General features: G+C 65.2%; 15 protein-coding genes. 1 reads left to right on the top strand and 14 read right to left on the bottom strand.

The annotated features are described in order from the left end of the window. Positions 1 to 54: 54 nt before the first annotated feature. The 6 genes from V8324_RS07320 to dctP form a co-directional block, all read right to left on the bottom strand. Entirely contained in the window at positions 55 to 735 is a 681-nt protein-coding gene (locus V8324_RS07320; RefSeq protein ID WP_336419273.1) for a DUF2306 domain-containing protein, read from the bottom strand. A gap of 145 nt (positions 736 to 880) precedes the next feature. Then, complete coding sequence (locus V8324_RS07315; RefSeq protein ID WP_336419272.1) at positions 881 to 2,398, bottom strand: malonate--CoA ligase; 1,518 nt, start codon at positions 2,396 to 2,398, stop codon at positions 881 to 883. An 11-nt stretch (positions 2,399 to 2,409) separates the two neighbouring features. Further along, complete coding sequence (locus V8324_RS07310; RefSeq protein ID WP_336419271.1) at positions 2,410 to 3,654, bottom strand: malonyl-CoA decarboxylase; 1,245 nt, start codon at positions 3,652 to 3,654, stop codon at positions 2,410 to 2,412. Beyond that, the gene (locus V8324_RS07305; RefSeq protein ID WP_336419270.1) at positions 3,651 to 4,967 is read right to left on the bottom strand and encodes a TRAP transporter large permease; all 1,317 of its coding nucleotides are present in this window, start codon (positions 4,965 to 4,967) and stop codon (positions 3,651 to 3,653) included. The genes V8324_RS07310 and V8324_RS07305 overlap by 4 nt, the downstream gene beginning before the upstream one ends. Further along, positions 4,967 to 5,515 carry a TRAP transporter small permease gene (locus V8324_RS07300; RefSeq protein WP_336419269.1) on the bottom strand — a complete coding sequence of 183 codons (549 nt, stop codon included), beginning with the start codon at positions 5,513 to 5,515 and terminating at the stop codon, positions 4,967 to 4,969. The genes V8324_RS07305 and V8324_RS07300 overlap by 1 nt, the downstream gene beginning before the upstream one ends. Positions 5,516 to 5,590: 75 nt before the next feature. Then, positions 5,591 to 6,574, bottom strand: coding sequence for a TRAP transporter substrate-binding protein DctP (gene dctP, locus V8324_RS07295; protein ID WP_336419268.1), 984 nt, complete (start codon positions 6,572 to 6,574; stop codon positions 5,591 to 5,593). A gap of 141 nt (positions 6,575 to 6,715) precedes the next feature. Between dctP and V8324_RS07290 the strand changes: the two genes are divergently transcribed. After that, positions 6,716 to 7,372, top strand: a complete 657-nt coding sequence (locus V8324_RS07290) for a GntR family transcriptional regulator (protein WP_336419267.1) — start codon at positions 6,716 to 6,718, stop codon at positions 7,370 to 7,372. Positions 7,373 to 7,393: 21 nt separating this feature from the next. Here the strand turns inward: V8324_RS07290 and V8324_RS07285 are convergent, their stop codons facing one another. The 8 genes from V8324_RS07285 to V8324_RS07250 form a co-directional block, all read right to left on the bottom strand. Further along, positions 7,394 to 8,536 (bottom strand): M20/M25/M40 family metallo-hydrolase, encoded by a 1,143-nt coding sequence (locus tag V8324_RS07285; protein ID WP_336419266.1) that lies wholly within the window; start codon positions 8,534 to 8,536, stop codon positions 7,394 to 7,396. 23 nt (positions 8,537 to 8,559) lie between these two features. Further along, positions 8,560 to 8,733, bottom strand: a complete 174-nt coding sequence (locus V8324_RS07280; RefSeq protein WP_336419265.1) for a hypothetical protein — start codon at positions 8,731 to 8,733, stop codon at positions 8,560 to 8,562. A 1-nt stretch (position 8,734) separates the two neighbouring features. Next, positions 8,735 to 9,865 carry a M20 family metallopeptidase gene (locus tag V8324_RS07275; protein ID WP_336419264.1) on the bottom strand — a complete coding sequence of 377 codons (1,131 nt, stop codon included), beginning with the start codon at positions 9,863 to 9,865 and terminating at the stop codon, positions 8,735 to 8,737. Positions 9,866 to 9,889: 24 nt separating this feature from the next. Continuing rightward, positions 9,890 to 10,867, bottom strand: coding sequence for an ABC transporter ATP-binding protein (locus V8324_RS07270; protein WP_336419263.1), 978 nt, complete (start codon positions 10,865 to 10,867; stop codon positions 9,890 to 9,892). Further along, positions 10,864 to 11,916 carry an ABC transporter ATP-binding protein gene (locus tag V8324_RS07265; RefSeq protein WP_336419262.1) on the bottom strand — a complete coding sequence of 351 codons (1,053 nt, stop codon included), beginning with the start codon at positions 11,914 to 11,916 and terminating at the stop codon, positions 10,864 to 10,866. The genes V8324_RS07270 and V8324_RS07265 overlap by 4 nt, the downstream gene beginning before the upstream one ends. 4 nt (positions 11,917 to 11,920) lie before the next feature. After that, the gene (locus V8324_RS07260; protein WP_336419261.1) at positions 11,921 to 12,745 is read right to left on the bottom strand and encodes an ABC transporter permease; all 825 of its coding nucleotides are present in this window, start codon (positions 12,743 to 12,745) and stop codon (positions 11,921 to 11,923) included. 94 nt (positions 12,746 to 12,839) lie between these two features. Further along, positions 12,840 to 13,781, bottom strand: coding sequence for an ABC transporter permease (locus tag V8324_RS07255; protein ID WP_336419260.1), 942 nt, complete (start codon positions 13,779 to 13,781; stop codon positions 12,840 to 12,842). A gap of 65 nt (positions 13,782 to 13,846) precedes the next feature. Next, complete coding sequence (locus tag V8324_RS07250; RefSeq protein WP_336419259.1) at positions 13,847 to 15,460, bottom strand: ABC transporter substrate-binding protein; 1,614 nt, start codon at positions 15,458 to 15,460, stop codon at positions 13,847 to 13,849. Positions 15,461 to 15,530 lie beyond the last annotated feature (70 nt).

Here is a 15,530-nt window from a genome sequence, read left to right as displayed (position 1 = left end):
TGATCGTGTGACACAAGACACAGTACGGTCAATGCGATAACAAGACGGAAAGGATCACCCCGATGACGCCCGACGCGGCACATCCGCCCGCGACCGCCGCAGCCAAAGCTCGAGCGCCGCGAGGTAGGGCAGGTAGAAGGCCACGTATTGCACCTGGTCAAACGGCCCGTCGAGGGCCGGGGTGCTGCCCAGCCCGTCAGTCAGAAGATACCACAGCGTATAGTGCAACCGGAAGATCAGAGAGCCGATGATCAGCACGAAAAGCCGCAGCGCCCATTCGCGGTGGCGGGCGAACGCCCCGGCCCGCGCCAGCCGCAGCACCTGCACCGCCGCGACCAGCATCAGGCCCCCGTAAAGCGCAAAGCCCGCATCCATCAGCGGCCCGGCGATCGTGCCGCGGCTGGCGATGTATCCCAGCCCGCCCAGCGCCGTGACCATCGCCCCGGCGACGATCACCCGCCCGGTCACCCGGTGCAGGCGCGGATGGCGCGCCCGCACCCGCCCGATCAGTTGCAGCGGCACCAGCCCCATGATCGCCCCGCCGAGGATCATGTGCGAGAACACCGCGAGGTTGGTGGGCATCCCGCCGGGCGTGTATAGATAGGTCTCCTGCGACAGATCGAGGGCAAGCCCGCGCGCCCCGAACCCGATCGCGTAGGCCGCAAAGCCAAGGCCCGCCACCGCCAGCAAGGCGATGCCGAGGTAGGCCATGATCCGGGCGGGGATCCGGTACATCGCGCGCCTCCGGGGCAGTTATCCTTGTCCGAGGATAAAGCGCCCGCGCGCGCCACGACAAGCCAGCGTCCGACTCGGCCGGAATGTGTACCTTTCGGCAGGTCAAAACGTACACGGTGTACGCATCGCCCCGTGGGCTCGGGGATCACTTCGCGGTCAACAGATCCGCATAGTCGTCGCGCAGAACGTTCTTCTGCACCTTGCCCATGGTGTTGCGCGGCAGGGCATTCAGCACGATCAGCCGGCGCGGATGCTTGAACCGCGCAAGGCTTTTCGCGGCCGCCTCGGCAATGGCGTCAAGATCGGGTTTCGCGTCGGCCTGCGGCACGAGGAACCCCACCACCGCCTCGCCGAGATCGGGATGCGGCAGGCCCACCACGGCACTTTCCAGCACGCCGGGCTGGTCGTCGAGCAACGCTTCGACCTCCTTGGGGTAGACGTTGTAACCTCCTGAAATAATGAGGTCTTTTGCCCTCCCTACGATCTGCACATAGCCCTGATCGTCGATCAGACCCAGATCGCCCGTGATGAAAAAACCGTTTTCGCGCAGTTCCTCGGCGGTCTTCTCGGGCATGTTCCAGTAGCCCTTGAAGACGTTCGGCCCGCGCACCTCGATCATGCCCGTCTCGCCCTGCGGCAGCTCGTCGCCGGTCTCTGGATCGGTGACGATCACCTCCACCCCCGGCAGCGGAAAGCCCACCGTCCCCGCGCGCCGCGCGCCGTCATAGGGGTTCGAGGTGTTCATGTTGGTCTCGGTCATGCCATAGCGTTCCAAGATACGGTGTCCGGTTCGGTCCTCGAACGCAACATGTGTCTCTGCCAGCAACGGCGCCGAGCCCGAGACGAACAGCCGCATATGCGCCACCAGATCGCGGGTAAAGCGCGGATCGTCCAGCAGCCGCGTGTAGAACGTGGGCACGCCCATCATCGCGGTGGCGCGCGGCAACGCTTCAACTACTTGATCTATATGGAATTTCGGCAGGAAAATCATCGAGCCACCGGCCAGAAGCATGATGTTGGTCGCCACGAACAGCCCATGTGTATGAAAGATCGGCAGCGCGTGCAGCAGCACGTCATCCTCGGTGAAGCGCCAGTAATCGACCAACACCTCGGCATTGGACAAGAGGTTGCCTTGGGTCAGCATCGCCCCCTTCGAGCGTCCGGTCGTACCAGATGTGTAAAGGAACGCGGCCAGATCGTCTGCCTTCCGAGGCGTCGTCTCGAACGTGTCGGGCTGGCCCGCAGCAGCGTCGGGCAGGCTGCCAGCGCCGGTCTCGTCCAGTGTCAGCAGCACCGCCCCCGCTCCGTCGGCCACGGGCCGCAGCGCCTCGGCGCGGGCGGGGTCGCATAGCAGGCATTTCGCCCCACTGTCGGTGACGAAATACTCAACCTCGTCAGCGGTATAGCCGGTATTGAGCGGCAGAAAGATGATGCCCGACTGAACGCAGGCGGCATAGACGCCAAGCGCCCCGGGCGATTTCGCGATCTGCGCCGCAAGCCGGTCCCCGGGCTCCAGACTCGCCGCGCGCAAGGCATGCGCATAGCGCGCGGTGAGCCGCAGGAACGCGTCATGGCTCAACGTCTTGCCGTCCGCGAGGTGCAGGAATGGTGCCGCTCGCCCGGCATGACGGCCGAACAGCGTATCATACAGGGGGTTTGCCATGGTCGTGTCCTTCATTCCGTCGTCTTCGCGGCGGCCGCCGCGAGCGCCGTGACATCGGGCGACGCGGCGATGATCCCCTCCGCCGCAAAGCGCTCGTGGTTCTGCGAGATCTGTGGAAGATCGTAAAGGTAATTCACCATCACGCCCCCGGATTGCCTTTGCCCGTTATACGACAGGTCCGCCCCGGCATGGACCGCGTGGACCAGCGCGCCGTTGCCCAGATGAAACCGCGCGACCGGGTCGAACGGCGTGCCGTCTGCGCGCTTCGCGTGCAGAAGATAGCGGGCGGCGACCCTGCGGCGCGCTTCGTCATCGTCGGGCAGGGCGTGGTCGTTCTGCGCCAGCCACCCCATCAGGTCGGGGATCGGCGAGAGGGTGACGAAGGTCTTCAGGTCGGGCAGTTCCTGCGACAGGTCCGCGACAACCTGTTTTATCAACGAGTTGCCAAAGGAAATCCCCGCCAGCCCCGACTGGCAGTTCGAGATCGAGTAGAACACGGCCGTGTCGGCGTCGCCCGCCGCGATCACCTCCCGGTCCTCGGACAGAACGTCGCGGATCGCGCCCGGGATGCCGCGGGTCAGCGCCACCTCGACAAAGATCAGCGGCTCGTCCGGCATCGCCGGGTGAAAGAAGCCGAAGCAGCGCCGGTCAGTGGGTTGCAGACGGCGGCGCAGATCGTCCCAGCTGTCGATCGCGTGCACTGCCTCGTAGGCGATGATCTTTTCCAGCACATCCGCCGAACTGGTCCAGTTGATCGGGCGCAGCACCAGAAAGCCGCGATTGAACCACGAAGCGAAAAGATGCTTGAGATCGAGATCGACGACCGACAGCACCGGGTTCTCACGCGCCAGCCTCAGCAGATCGGCGCGCATCGCCACCAGCTGCGCCGTGGCGCCCGGCACCTGGTTGAGGCGGCGGGCAAGCTCCTGGCGCGGCGGCTCGGCAGCAGACATGAACGCGCGGTAGCTGGCGCGGTCCGGCGCCGCCTCGAACCGTGCGAGCGTGGCGCGCACCGCGTCCGGATCGACGCCCATGTCGCGGGTCAGGAACTCGAAGAAGGCCAGTTTTCCGGCATCGTCCATGCCCGCGTAACGGTCGAGGATCAGCCGCGCCAGCGCCATGCCCGACACCTCGCCGGAACTGCCGAGCAGGTCGCGGCACAGCGCCTCGATGCCGCGGTCCTCGCGATCGGGCTCCGACGCGCCGCGATAGCGCCGCTCGAACACCGTGGACAGCATGTCGGCCAGAACGCTCACCAGCCTGCCCCCATCACCACATCGGGCAGCCACGTCGCCAGCCCGGGAAAGATGCACAGCAGGATGATCGCGACGATCATGCAGCCGACATAAGGCAGCGAGCCATAGAGGATCGTCTTGAGCTTGATCTCGGGCGCGATGCCGTTGATCACGTAGAGGTTCAGCCCCACCGGCGGCGAGATCAGGCCGATCTCCATGTTGATCGTCAGCACCACCGCGAACCAGATCGGGTCGAACCCGGCGGTGGTGATGATCGGCAGCAGGATCGGCGCCGCCATCAGGATCACCGCGACGGGCGGCAGGAAAAAGCCCGCGATCAGCAGGAAGACGTTGATCGCCCCCATCAGCACCCAACGGTTGACATCGAGCGTGCCGATCCATTCGGCGATGGACTGGGTGATGAAAAGCGACGACAGCATATAGGAAAACACGCCGGCGGCGGCGATGATGAACAGGATCATCACGCTTTCACGAGTGCTGTCGCGCAGCACCACCCAAAGCGCCCGGGGATCCCACAGCTTGTAGATCACCATGGCGATCACCAGGCACATCAGCGCGCCGACGGCCGCGGTTTCCGACGGCGTGGCGATGCCGCCATACATGGCGTAAAGCACGCCGAGGATGATCGCGAGGAACGGCAGGACGCGCGGCAGGATCTCGAGTTTCTGCGCCCAGGTGTAGGGCGTGACACCGATCAGCCGGACATCGCCCGCCTTCCATGTCTGGTAAAGCGACCACGCCATGAACAGCGCCACCAGCAGGATGCCGGGAATGACCCCGGCCAGGAACAACCGGCCGATAGAGGTTTCGGTCGCGATGCCGTAGACGATCATCGTCACCGAGGGCGGGATCAGGATGCCCAAGGTGCCGCCCGCGGCGATGGACCCTGCGGCGACCGAATCCGGGTAGCCGCGGCGGCGCATCTCTGGGATGCCCATCTTGCCGATCGCCGCACAGGTGGCCGGGCTCGACCCTGACATGGCCGAGAACAGCGCGCAGGCCCCGAGGTTCGAGATCACGAGGCCGCCGGGGACGCGGGTCAGCCACCGCTCCAACGCCTCGTAAAGGTCCGCGCCGGCGCGTGTCGAGGCGATCGAGGCGCCCATGATGATGAACATCGGGATCGACAGCAGCGCGAAATTGTCGAGCTTGCCGAAGAAGATCTCGGGCATCAGTTCGAGAGAGCGCACCCCGTCGAAAACGATCAGGAAGCCGCCCGCGACGATCAGCAGCCCGACCGCCACCGATACGCCCGAGAAAAGAACCAGGATCGTGACGACGGCGACGATCAGGCCCAGCAGAAGCGGATCCATCAGCCGTCCCCCAGTCCGAAGGGCGAGTCGATGTCGAGGATCAGCGCCACGAGATCGGCCACCAGTTGCAACAGGAACAGCCCAAACCCCACCGGCAGCGCGAGGTATGGGATCCACAGCCGCACCGCCCAGACGGTGTCGGATGTCCAGCCGCGCGACCACGCGAAATGCCAGAATTCGTAGCCGTACCACAGCATGACCCCGACCACCGTGATCGACAGGGACAGCGTCAGTACCGCCAGCCCCTTGCGCAGGCGTGGCGGCAGGGCCAGCGGGATCAGGTCGACATTCACGTGGCCGCGCAACCGCTGCACATAAGGTAGCCCCAGAAGCGTGGCGGCGACCATCAGGTAGATCACCGCCTCTGTCTGCCAGATGGTCGAGCCGTTCATCACGAAGCGGATCCAGATCATCTGGCAGGTGATGAGCACGGCCGATACGATCATCGCCGCCGACACCCAGCCCGCAAGGCTCGATATCGCGGCGACAGCCCGCAAGAAGGGATTGTTGCCGGTGCGCGCGACGGCGTCCGAGGTCTGGCCGGTCATCTGGCCCTCCTGAAATTGTCCGGTCTGGCAGCCTTGCGTGCCGCACCCCATCGGAGTGCGGCACACGGGATCAGGTCACTCGACGGCGAGCGCCATGTCGAGCAGTTCCTGCCCGTTCTCCACCTCTTCGACGAAGGCCTTGTAGGAGGTTTCCTGCGCGATGGCGCGCCAGGCGTCGAACTCCTCCTGTGTCATGCGGGCGATTTCCACACCGGCATCGCGGTAGACCTCGACAGAGTTGGCATCCTGTTTCTTGGCCTCGTCGAGGTAATAGGCCTCGGCCTTTTCCGACGCGGCCAGAAGCGCCTCCTGCTGTTCTTCGCCCAGCCCCTCGAAGGTGGTCTTGTTCATCAGAAGCGGCTGGTACATGAACCACAGCGCCACGTCGCCTGCCGGGGTATAGCAGGCGACCTGCTCGTAGATCCGGTAGGACACGAAGGACGAGGACGAGGTGTTGGCGGCATCCAGAACGCCGGTCTGCATGGCGGTGTAGATCTCGGATGAGGCCATTGACGCGATCGACGCGCCTGCGCCGGCCAGCATCTGCTCGAACGCCTTGCCGGCGGCGCGCATCTGCTTGCCCTCGACATCCTCGGGCGCGGTGATGCATTCCTCGGTGCCCGCGAAACCGCCCGCCAGGTAGCCATGCACCAGCACCATCACGTCATCCTCGGCCATCTTGGCCTCGATCGCCTCCATGAACGGGCTGTCGTTCATCCGCGCCGCGTGATCGTGGTTCTTCACCAGGCCGGGCATCAGCGTAAGGTTGTAGGCCGGCTGCTGACCACCCGCATAGCTGAGCGGCAGGACCGTCATGTCGAGTTGGCCGCGGCTGAGCGGGGTATATTGCTCGCGCGGGGCGAACAGCGACTTGGAGCCGAAGATCCGGATCTCGAGCCCGACATCGGCAGCCGCCACCTCGTCCGCGACGATCTGGGCGACCTTGTGGCGCACGTCCTGGTTTGACCATTGATGCGAAAGGCGCAATTGTTGCGCACTTGCCGCGGCGGCAAACAGCAAAGCGCCGGCGGCGGTGGCCGCGATGAATGTCCGTTTCATGTTTTTCCTCCCTTGGCTGCCGCAGACGCGATCGCCTGCAAGCATGCCGCGAAGTTTTTGGATTATGCATTCAGAGTCAAGCTTTTTGTATACAAAACATTATATCTTGCGCACGAAATCCTTAGAGCCTAAGAATATTTCATGCCGCAGCGCCAAGCCGACACCATCGTGAATGCCTTGGAAGAACTGGTTTTCACCGGCGGGTTCAACGATCGCGACCGGCTGGACGAGCTTCGCCTCGCCCGGCAATTCGGGGTCTCGCGCACGCCCATTCGCGAAGCGCTGCAACGCCTCGTCGCCTCGGGCCTGGCCGAACAGATCCCGCGCCGGGGCGTGTTCGTCCGCCAGCCCGGCCCCGTCGAACTGATGGAGATGTTCGAGACGATGGCCGAGATCGAGGGCGTGTGCGGCCGGCTTGCAGCGCAGCGGATCTCGGACGCGGCCATCCGGCAGCTCGACGCCGCCAATGCCGCGTGCAAGGCTGCCATCGCGGCGGCGGATGCCGACGGGTATTACCGCGAGAACGAGACGTTTCATCACGCGATCTACCATCAGGCCGGCAACGGATTTCTCGAACAGGAGGCGCTGCGTCTGCACCGGCGGCTAAAGCCGTTTCGCCGCCTGCAGTTGCGCCTGCGCGGGCGGATGGAGCAATCCATGGCCGAGCACGAGGCGGTCGTGGACGCCCTGCGCAACGGCGAGGCCGCGCGCGCGGCAGAAACCTTGCGCGGCCATGTCGCGATCCAAGGCGAGAAGTTTCACCTTTTGATGTCAAGCTTGCGCGACGCGGCGCACTGAGCCCTGTGTCCTACCGCCGGGTCAGACGCCGAGGCGGCAGAACAGGCCTGCGGCCAGCCGCGCCCGCTCCAGGAGGCTGTCGATCTCGATATGCTCGTCCAGCGTGTGCAGGCCCTTGCCGCGCACACCGATCGAGTCAAGCGTGGCAAGTCCGAGCGCGCCAGTGAAGTTGCCGTCAGAGCCGCCGCCGGCGGAACAGGCGGCAAGCTCGAAGCCGATCTCGGACGCGATGCCGCGCGCGACATCCAGCATCGCCATCGTGCCCGGCTGGCCCTCCTGCCACAGCGGACGCGTCACCCCGCGCCGCACCTCGAGGCGCACCGCGCCCTCGTCGCTGTTCAGGTCCAGCATCCGTTGCACGCCATCGTCCAGCAGATCCTGGCTCTTCGCCATGCTCAGCACCTCGGCATCGCACCGCGACGAGACGCAATTGACCCACTGCCCGCCGCGGATGACCCCCACCGAAAACGAACAATCCTCGGTGGTGAAGCCCTCGATCTCGGCCACTTTCCGGGCCATTTCGGCAATGGCCGAGCGTCCTTCGGACAGGGCCCAGCTTGCATGGCTGGGCGTGCCAAGCGTGCACAGATTGAACCGTGCGATGGCGTAGCGCCCGATCACCGCGCTGCCATCCGGGCAGGCGGGTTCGGGGATCAGGATGAACTTGTGACGCTGCGCCTCGGCCTCGATCAACCCGCGCGCCGAGGGGGTGCCGATCTCCTCGTCCGGGGTGAACAGCACCGTCACCGGCAGCGGCGTCTCGATGCCCGCCGCGAGAAGCTTACGCAGCGCATCGAGATAGACGTAATTGCCGCCCTTCATGTCCATCAGGCCGGGCCCGTAGCACAGGTTGCCATCGCGCCGGAACGGCAGGGTCTCCAGCGTGCCGACTGGATGGACGGTGTCCATGTGGCCCAGTAACAGGATACCACCCTCGCCCGCGCGCGGATGCGGCAGCGTGGCGCGCACGCTGTCGCCGAGGCCCATGCGGCCGGGGATGCGCTCCACGCGCGCGCCGAGCGCGGCGAGGTCGTGTTGCACCACGTCCATCATCCGGTTGACCGCTGCCGCATCGAAGGTCGGGCTTTCGGTCTCGATCCACGGGCGCAGGCCCTCCAGCATCTCGTCGGCGTCGAACGGCAGGGTCATCGGGTCTTGGGGCATGGTCATCTCCGGTCAGGCTATGGTCAGTTTCGCAGGATCGCGACCAGTGTCACGATGCAAAGCCCGCCCAGCAAGAGGATCAGCGCGACCAGCCCGCCGATAGGACGCACCGGCTGGGCCACGCCGCATCTCGGGCAGTGGGTCGCCTTTCGGTCAAGCGGATGGCCGCAGCCGAGGCAATGGGTCTTGTCGGCCATGTCAGGCGATATGGGCCCGGCCCAACCGCGTGAAGACCTCGGTGCAGGGATCGATGAGGGCTGTCTCGCAATATTCGTCGGTCTGATGCGCCATCGCCATCGCGCCCGGCCCCATGATCAGCGTGGCGGGATTGCCCATGGCGGGTTTCAGTACCGACGCGTCGGTGAAATAACTCGCCGTTCCAACGGCGGGGTCGGTGCCGGTCACATCCCGGACCGTCGAGAACACCTCCTGTATCCACGGGGTGTCGGGATCCGTATAGACGTGGTCCATGTCGGTCATCGGCACGATCTGGACCTCGTCGCCGAGCAGCTTGGCAAGCTGCGCCTTGATCTGCGCGTTGGTCTGCCCGACGGTCGATCGGATGTCGATGCCGACCTGTGCCCGATCGGGGACCGAGTTGACATTGAGCCCGGCGATCATGTTGCCCACGTTCAGCGACGGCCCGCCCATGACCGGGTGCGGGGTGACCCCGAAATCGAACCCGCGCAGCGCCTCGATGGATTTGCACGCGCCGAAGATGGCGTTCACGCCCTTTTCGGGCATCGATCCGTGGGCAGTCACCCCCTTGTGGACAAGCTGCACCCACAGTGCGCCCTTGTGGCCGACAAAGGGCCGATTATCGGTGGGTTCCGCGACGATCAACGCGTCGCAGGTGCCCAGGAGGCCGGGGCGGTCGGCCAGCGCCAGAACCCCCTCGCAGCCGGTTTCCTCGCCCGCGCTGAGAATGAGCCTGACCTCGGCGCGGCGCACCGGTTCGCGTGCCAGTGCCAGCCCGGCCATGACACAGGCTGCGACACCGCTTTTCATGTCCGATGTCCCGCGCCCGTAAAGGCGGCCCTCGCGGATCTCGCCGGCGAAGGGATCGACGCTCCAGTCGGCCTGCCCCAATGGCACGGTGTCGAGATGCCCCGAATAGACCAAAGCGTCGCGCACCGGCGCCTCGGTCGCCGGCAGCGTGGCGATCAGGTTCGGGCGCCGCCGCTTCCAGTCGTGAAGGGTGATCTGGAACCCGGCGGATTCCAGCAGCTCGGCAAGGAAGGTCGCACAGTCAAGCTCGTCCCCCGGGGGATTGATCGTGTCGAAGGCGATCAGCTTGCGGGTCAGGTCGAGCCCGGTCATGTCAGTCATCGAAACCTCCCTCGAAATGGCGTGTCAGCGAAGATGGCAGGCCGCCATGTGCCCGGGTGCGACCTCACGCAGGGCGGGTTCCTCGTGAAAACAGCGGTCCACGGCGAGCGGGCAGCGGGTGTTGAAATTGCACCCCTTGGGTGGGTTCATCGGGCTGGGCACGTCGCCGGCCAGCACCTTGCGCGCCTTGCGCTTGCGCGGGTCGGGGATCGGCACGGAGGCCAGAAGCGCCTCGGTATAGGGGTGCTGCGGCGAGCGGAAGAGGCTTTTCTTGTCGGTGATCTCGACCAGCTTGCCGAGATACATCACCCCGATCCGGTGGCTTATATGCTGCACGATCGCCAGGTCATGCGCGATGAACAGGTAGGCAAGGCCCATGTCCTGTTGCAGGTCCATCATCAGGTTGATCACCTGCGCCTGCACCGACACGTCGAGCGCCGAGACAGGCTCGTCCGCGATGATGATCTCGGGGTCGAGCGCGAGCGCGCGGGCGATCCCCAGTCGCTGGCGCTGCCCCCCCGAGAACTCGTAAGGGTAGCGGTGCATCGCATCCTGCCGCAGGCCGACGCGGTCGAAGAGATCGGCGACCTTCTGGCGGCGCTCGGTGGCTGAAAGGGTACCGTAATTGCCCAAGGGCTCGCCCACGATATCGCCGGCCCGCAGGCGCTGGTTCAGCGACGCGTAGGGATCCTGGAAGATCACCTGCATCTGCTGGCGGTAGGGGTGCATCTCGCGGCGCGAGATGGTGGTGATATCCTCGCCCTTCAGCAGGACCTGCCCGCTGGTCGGATCGTCGAGCCGCAGGATCACCTTGCCGGTGGTGGATTTCCCGCATCCCGATTCCCCGACGATCCCTAGCGTCTCGCCCGCCTGCACCGTGAACGACACGTCGTCGACGGCATAGACACGCGCCTGCTCGCGGTTGCGAAGGCCGCCGCGGATCGGGAAATGCTTGGTCAGGTTCCTGACATCGAGAAGAGGGGGATCTGCGGTCACGGTCATGGCGTCCAGCCCGGCAGGTTTTCGCTTTCCCAACACGCGGCGAGGTGGTCGGGCTTCTTGAGTTCGAGCGGCGGGTATTCGGCGCGGCAGCGGTCGGTGGCGAAACCGCACCGCGCGGCAAAGGTGCATCCCGGGGGCAGGTCGGTCAGCGCCGGCACGATGCCCGGGATTTCCGACAGACGGTGCTGCGCCGTATCCGAAAAATCCGTGGTGAGGCGCGGCACAGATCGCATCAGCCCGCGCGTGTAGGGGTGTTGCGGGTTCTCGAAGATCTCGGTGACATCGGCCTCTTCGACCTTGCGCCCGGCATACATCACTAGCACCCGGTCGGCCATTTCCGCCACAACGCCAAGATCATGCGTGATGAGGATGATCGCGGTCTGGAACTTGTCGCGGATCTCTTCCATCAGCCCGAGGATCTGCGCCTGGATCGTCACGTCGAGCGCGGTGGTCGGCTCGTCCGCGATCAGCACCGACGGATTGCATGACAGCGCCATGGCGATCATCACCCGCTGCCGCATGCCGCCCGACAACTGGTGCGGATATTCCCCAAGGCGGCGGCGCGGTTCGGGGATATGCACGAGATCCAGCATCTCGACGGCATGTTCATTGGCCTGTCTCGGCGACAGTCCCTGGTGCAGCATGATCGCCTCGGTCAGCTGGTCGCCGATGCTCAGCACCGGGTTCAGCGACGACATAGGGTCCTGGAAGATCATCGAGATCTCGTTGCCGCGGACGCGGCGCATCTCGTTCTCGCTGGCGGCCAGCAGATCGCGCCCCTTGTAGAGGATCCGGCCCGAGGCATAGCGCACCGGCGGGCTTGGCACCAGCTGCATCACCGAGAGCGAGGTGATCGACTTGCCGCAGCCGGATTCGCCGACCACGCCGAGGATCTCGCCCGGCTTCACCGCAAAGCTCAGCCCGTCGACGGCCTTCACCACGCCGTCGCGGGTGTCGAAATACGTGCGCAGATCCTCGACCTTCAGCACCGGCTCCGTCTGATCCTGCGCGGTTCGGGGGCTGTCCAGCACTGTCGTGTCGTCGTTCATGATGTCAGACCCGTCTCTGCATGCGCGGGTCGAGCGCATCGCGCAGCCCGTCGCCGAAGGTGTTGATCGCGAAGACCGTCAGCGCGAGAAACGCACCGGGATAGAGGATGATCCCCGCGGTCTGGAAAAAGAACATCCGGCCCTCTGCCATGATGTTGCCCCAGCTCGGGATCTCGGGCGGCGTGCCCGCGCCCACGAAGCTGAGATACGCCTCGAAGATCACGGCCTGCGCGCAGATATAGGTGGCCTGCACGATCAGCGGCGGAATGGTGTTGGGCAGGATGTGCCGGATCAGGATCCGCGGCGTCGAGGTGCCGCAGGCGATCGCCGCCTGCACGTAAAGCTGGTCGCGCAGCATCAGCACCACCGACCGGACGAGCCGCACGACGCGCGGCACCTCGGGGATGGTCAGCGCCAGGATGACGTTCTGAACGCTGCTGCCCCACAGCGCCACCAGCGCGATCGCCAGCAGGATCGACGGGATCGACATCAGCGCATCCATCAGGCGCATGATCACCGCATCGACCGAGCGGATGAATCCCGAAATGAGCCCGATGAAGAGCCCGATGGATGTGGCCAGGGCGGCGACCGAAAGCCCAACCACGAGCGACACCTGCCCGCCATGCAGCACGCGGCTGAAAAGATCGCGCCCGTACATGTCGGTGCCGAACGGCGCCTCGCCCGAGGGCGGGCGCAACCGCTCGCGAGGAGTCTGCTCCATCGGGTCGGGCAGGCCCAGCCACGGCGCGAGGAACGCCAGCCCGCCCATCAGGGCCAGAACAACCACGCCGAACAGCATCGTGGGATTGCGGCGGAACGCGTCAGCCACACTTCCCGCCCGCGATCTGAGGCGCGCGCCGAAGGACAATTCTTGCACTTGAAGGCTCATTGCGCGTTATCCTTGGACATCTGATTGCGCGGCATCAGTAGCGGATGCGCGGATCGAAAAGGACGTAGGTCAGGTCGATCAGCAGATTCAGCAGCACATAGGTGAAGGAAAACACCAGGATCACCCCTTGAATGACGGGATAATCCGTGCGGAGCACCGCATCGACGGTCAACCGCCCGAGGCCGGGAATGGCGAACACGCTTTCGGTCACCACCACGCCGCCGATCAACAACGCCACGCCCAGACCGATCGTGGTGCTGATTGGCACCATGGCGTTCTTCAGCGCGTGCTTGACCAGAACCTTGCGCGTCGCCAGCCCCTTGGCATAGGCGGTGCGCACGTAATCCTCGTTGAGGACCTCCAGCATCGTGGCGCGCGTCATCCGGGCGATCAGCGCCATGTAGACCGCCCCGAGGGTCAGCGCCGGCAGCGTGATATGCGACAGGAAACCGGGAACGCTCTCAAAAATGCTGGTATAGCCCTGCACGGGAAACCAGCCGAGAGTGCGCGACCCCCCAAGGATCAGCAGGTAGCCGATCACGAAGACCGGCACCGAAAAGCCGAACACCGCCAGCGTCATCACCGCCCGGTCGATCCAGGTGCCGACCTTCCACGCGGCGATCACCCCCAGCGGGATCGCCGCGCTAATCGCGATCACCATTGTGCACAGCGTCAGCATCAGCGTCGGCTCCACCCGCTGGCCGATCAGGGTGGTGACCGGAAGCCCGGAATAGATCGAGTCGCCCATGTCGCCGCGCAGAAGATCGAACAGCCAGCCGCCGAACTGCACATATAGCGGATCGTTGAGACCAAGCTGCTCGCGGATCTTGTCGACCTGGTCCTCGGTGGCGAAATCGCCGGCGATGATGACCGCCGGGTCGCCCGGGCTGAGATGCAGCAGCATGAACACGAACACCGCCACGATCGCCATGATCGGGATGGTCGCGAGCAGCCGGCGAAGGATATAGGCATACATGCGGGCGGGCCTTCCTGATCAAAGGGCGGCGCGCCAGCCTGCGCGCCGCCCTCCATTCTCTATCGTCACTCGACCGAGATGTTCCAGAAGAACGGTACCGGCGCCTCGAGGACGCCCTTCACGTTGTCGCGAAAGGCCGTCGGCTGGTAGTACTGGCCGGTCGGAATGTAGGGTACGAAGTCGTAAAGCTCCGCCTGCAATTCCTCGACGATCTCCATCTGCTTGTCCGCGTCGGTTTCGCGCGCGAAGGCGTTGCGCAGATCCTCGATCTTCTGGTTCTCGGGCCAGCCGAACCACGCATTCTCGCCGGATGCCGCGACCGAGATGTTGGTGATCGGGTTCAGCTGGTCCGCGGCCAGCCACCATGTCGGAAAGATGTTCCAGCCGCCATCCTCGGGGGCTTCGCGCACCGCACGCCGCGACGTCATCGTCGCCCAGTCCATGGCGACCAGCCGGACGTTCATGCCGATTTCGCGCAGCGCCTGCGCCGTCACCAGCGCCTGGCCGTGCGCCACCGGGATATCGGTGGGATCGAGGATCAGCACCTCGCGCCCGTCATACCCCGACGCTTCCAGCAGGGCCGTGGCCTTCTCGATGTCCTTCTCGCGCAGCGGCTCGCTGCCGATATCGGTCTCGTAGGGGCCGCCGCACATGAAATAGGCGCCGCAGAAATCCTCGAAATACTGCGGATCGCCCATGATCGAGTACATGTAGTCGGCCTGCTCGACGGCCCAGAGCGCCGCCTGACGCGCGCGCTTGTCGTCGAAGGGCGGATACTTGAAGTTGAAGCGGATCACGCCTTGGGTGCCAAGCGGATCGACGGTCTCGATGTTGATCGCCGGGTCGGACTGGAGCATCGGCAGCAGGTCGACCGCCGGCTGCTCGTAATAGTCGACCTCGCCGGCCAGCAAGGCCTGGCTCGCCGTGGCGGCGTCGGGAATGTAGCGCCATTCGACGCGGTCCACCTTGGCGACCTTGCCGCCGGCGGCGTAGCTTGCGGGCTCGTCGCGCGGCACGTAGCCGTCGAACTTCTCGTAGACCACCTGGTTGCCGGGCTGCCATTCATCGGCCACGAAGCGAAATGGTCCCGACCCGATGATCTCCTCGATCTGCGCGTTGGGATCGGTCTCTGCCAGTCGCCTGGGCATGATGAACGGCACGTTCGACGAGATCTTGCCAAGCGATTGCAGGACCAGGCCGTATGGCTCCGACAGGGTCAGGACGACGGTCTTTTCGTCCGCCGCCTCGATGCTGTCGGTCACGCGCATCAGTTTCTGGCCCATGCCGTCACGCGCGCCCCAGCGGGTGATCGACGCGACCACATCCTCGGCGGTCACCGGTGCGCCGTCATGGAACTGCAAACCGTCACGCAGCGTGATCGTGTAGGTCAGACCGTCCTCGCTGACCTCGTGACCGGCGGCCATCTGCGGCTGCACGTCGAGGTTTTCATCCAGCGCGAACAGCGTGTCGAAGACGAGATAGCCGTGGTTGCGGGTGATGTAGGCGGTCGTCCAGATCGGGTCGACATTGCGCAGGTCGGCATGCGGCACGACCTTCAGCACCGATTCGGCACTCGCGGGCGAGGATACGGACATCAAACCGGCCACGGCGATCGGCGTCGATAGCGCGACCGCCCGTGCGGATTTCGCGAACAGGTCTGCAACAGCAGTCATGGGCATGGGGATCTCCCTGATTTTGAATGTCTCGATGACGGGGCGTCCATCACCGTGGTTTGCACTCTTTTTATTC

Origin of the sequence: Roseovarius sp. D22-M7, from assembly GCF_037083785.1 — a bacterium.
GTDB lineage: Bacteria > Pseudomonadota > Alphaproteobacteria > Rhodobacterales > Rhodobacteraceae > Roseovarius.
Note: the sequence above shows the minus strand (reverse complement) of the source record. Positions and strands in the feature narration are given on the sequence as shown.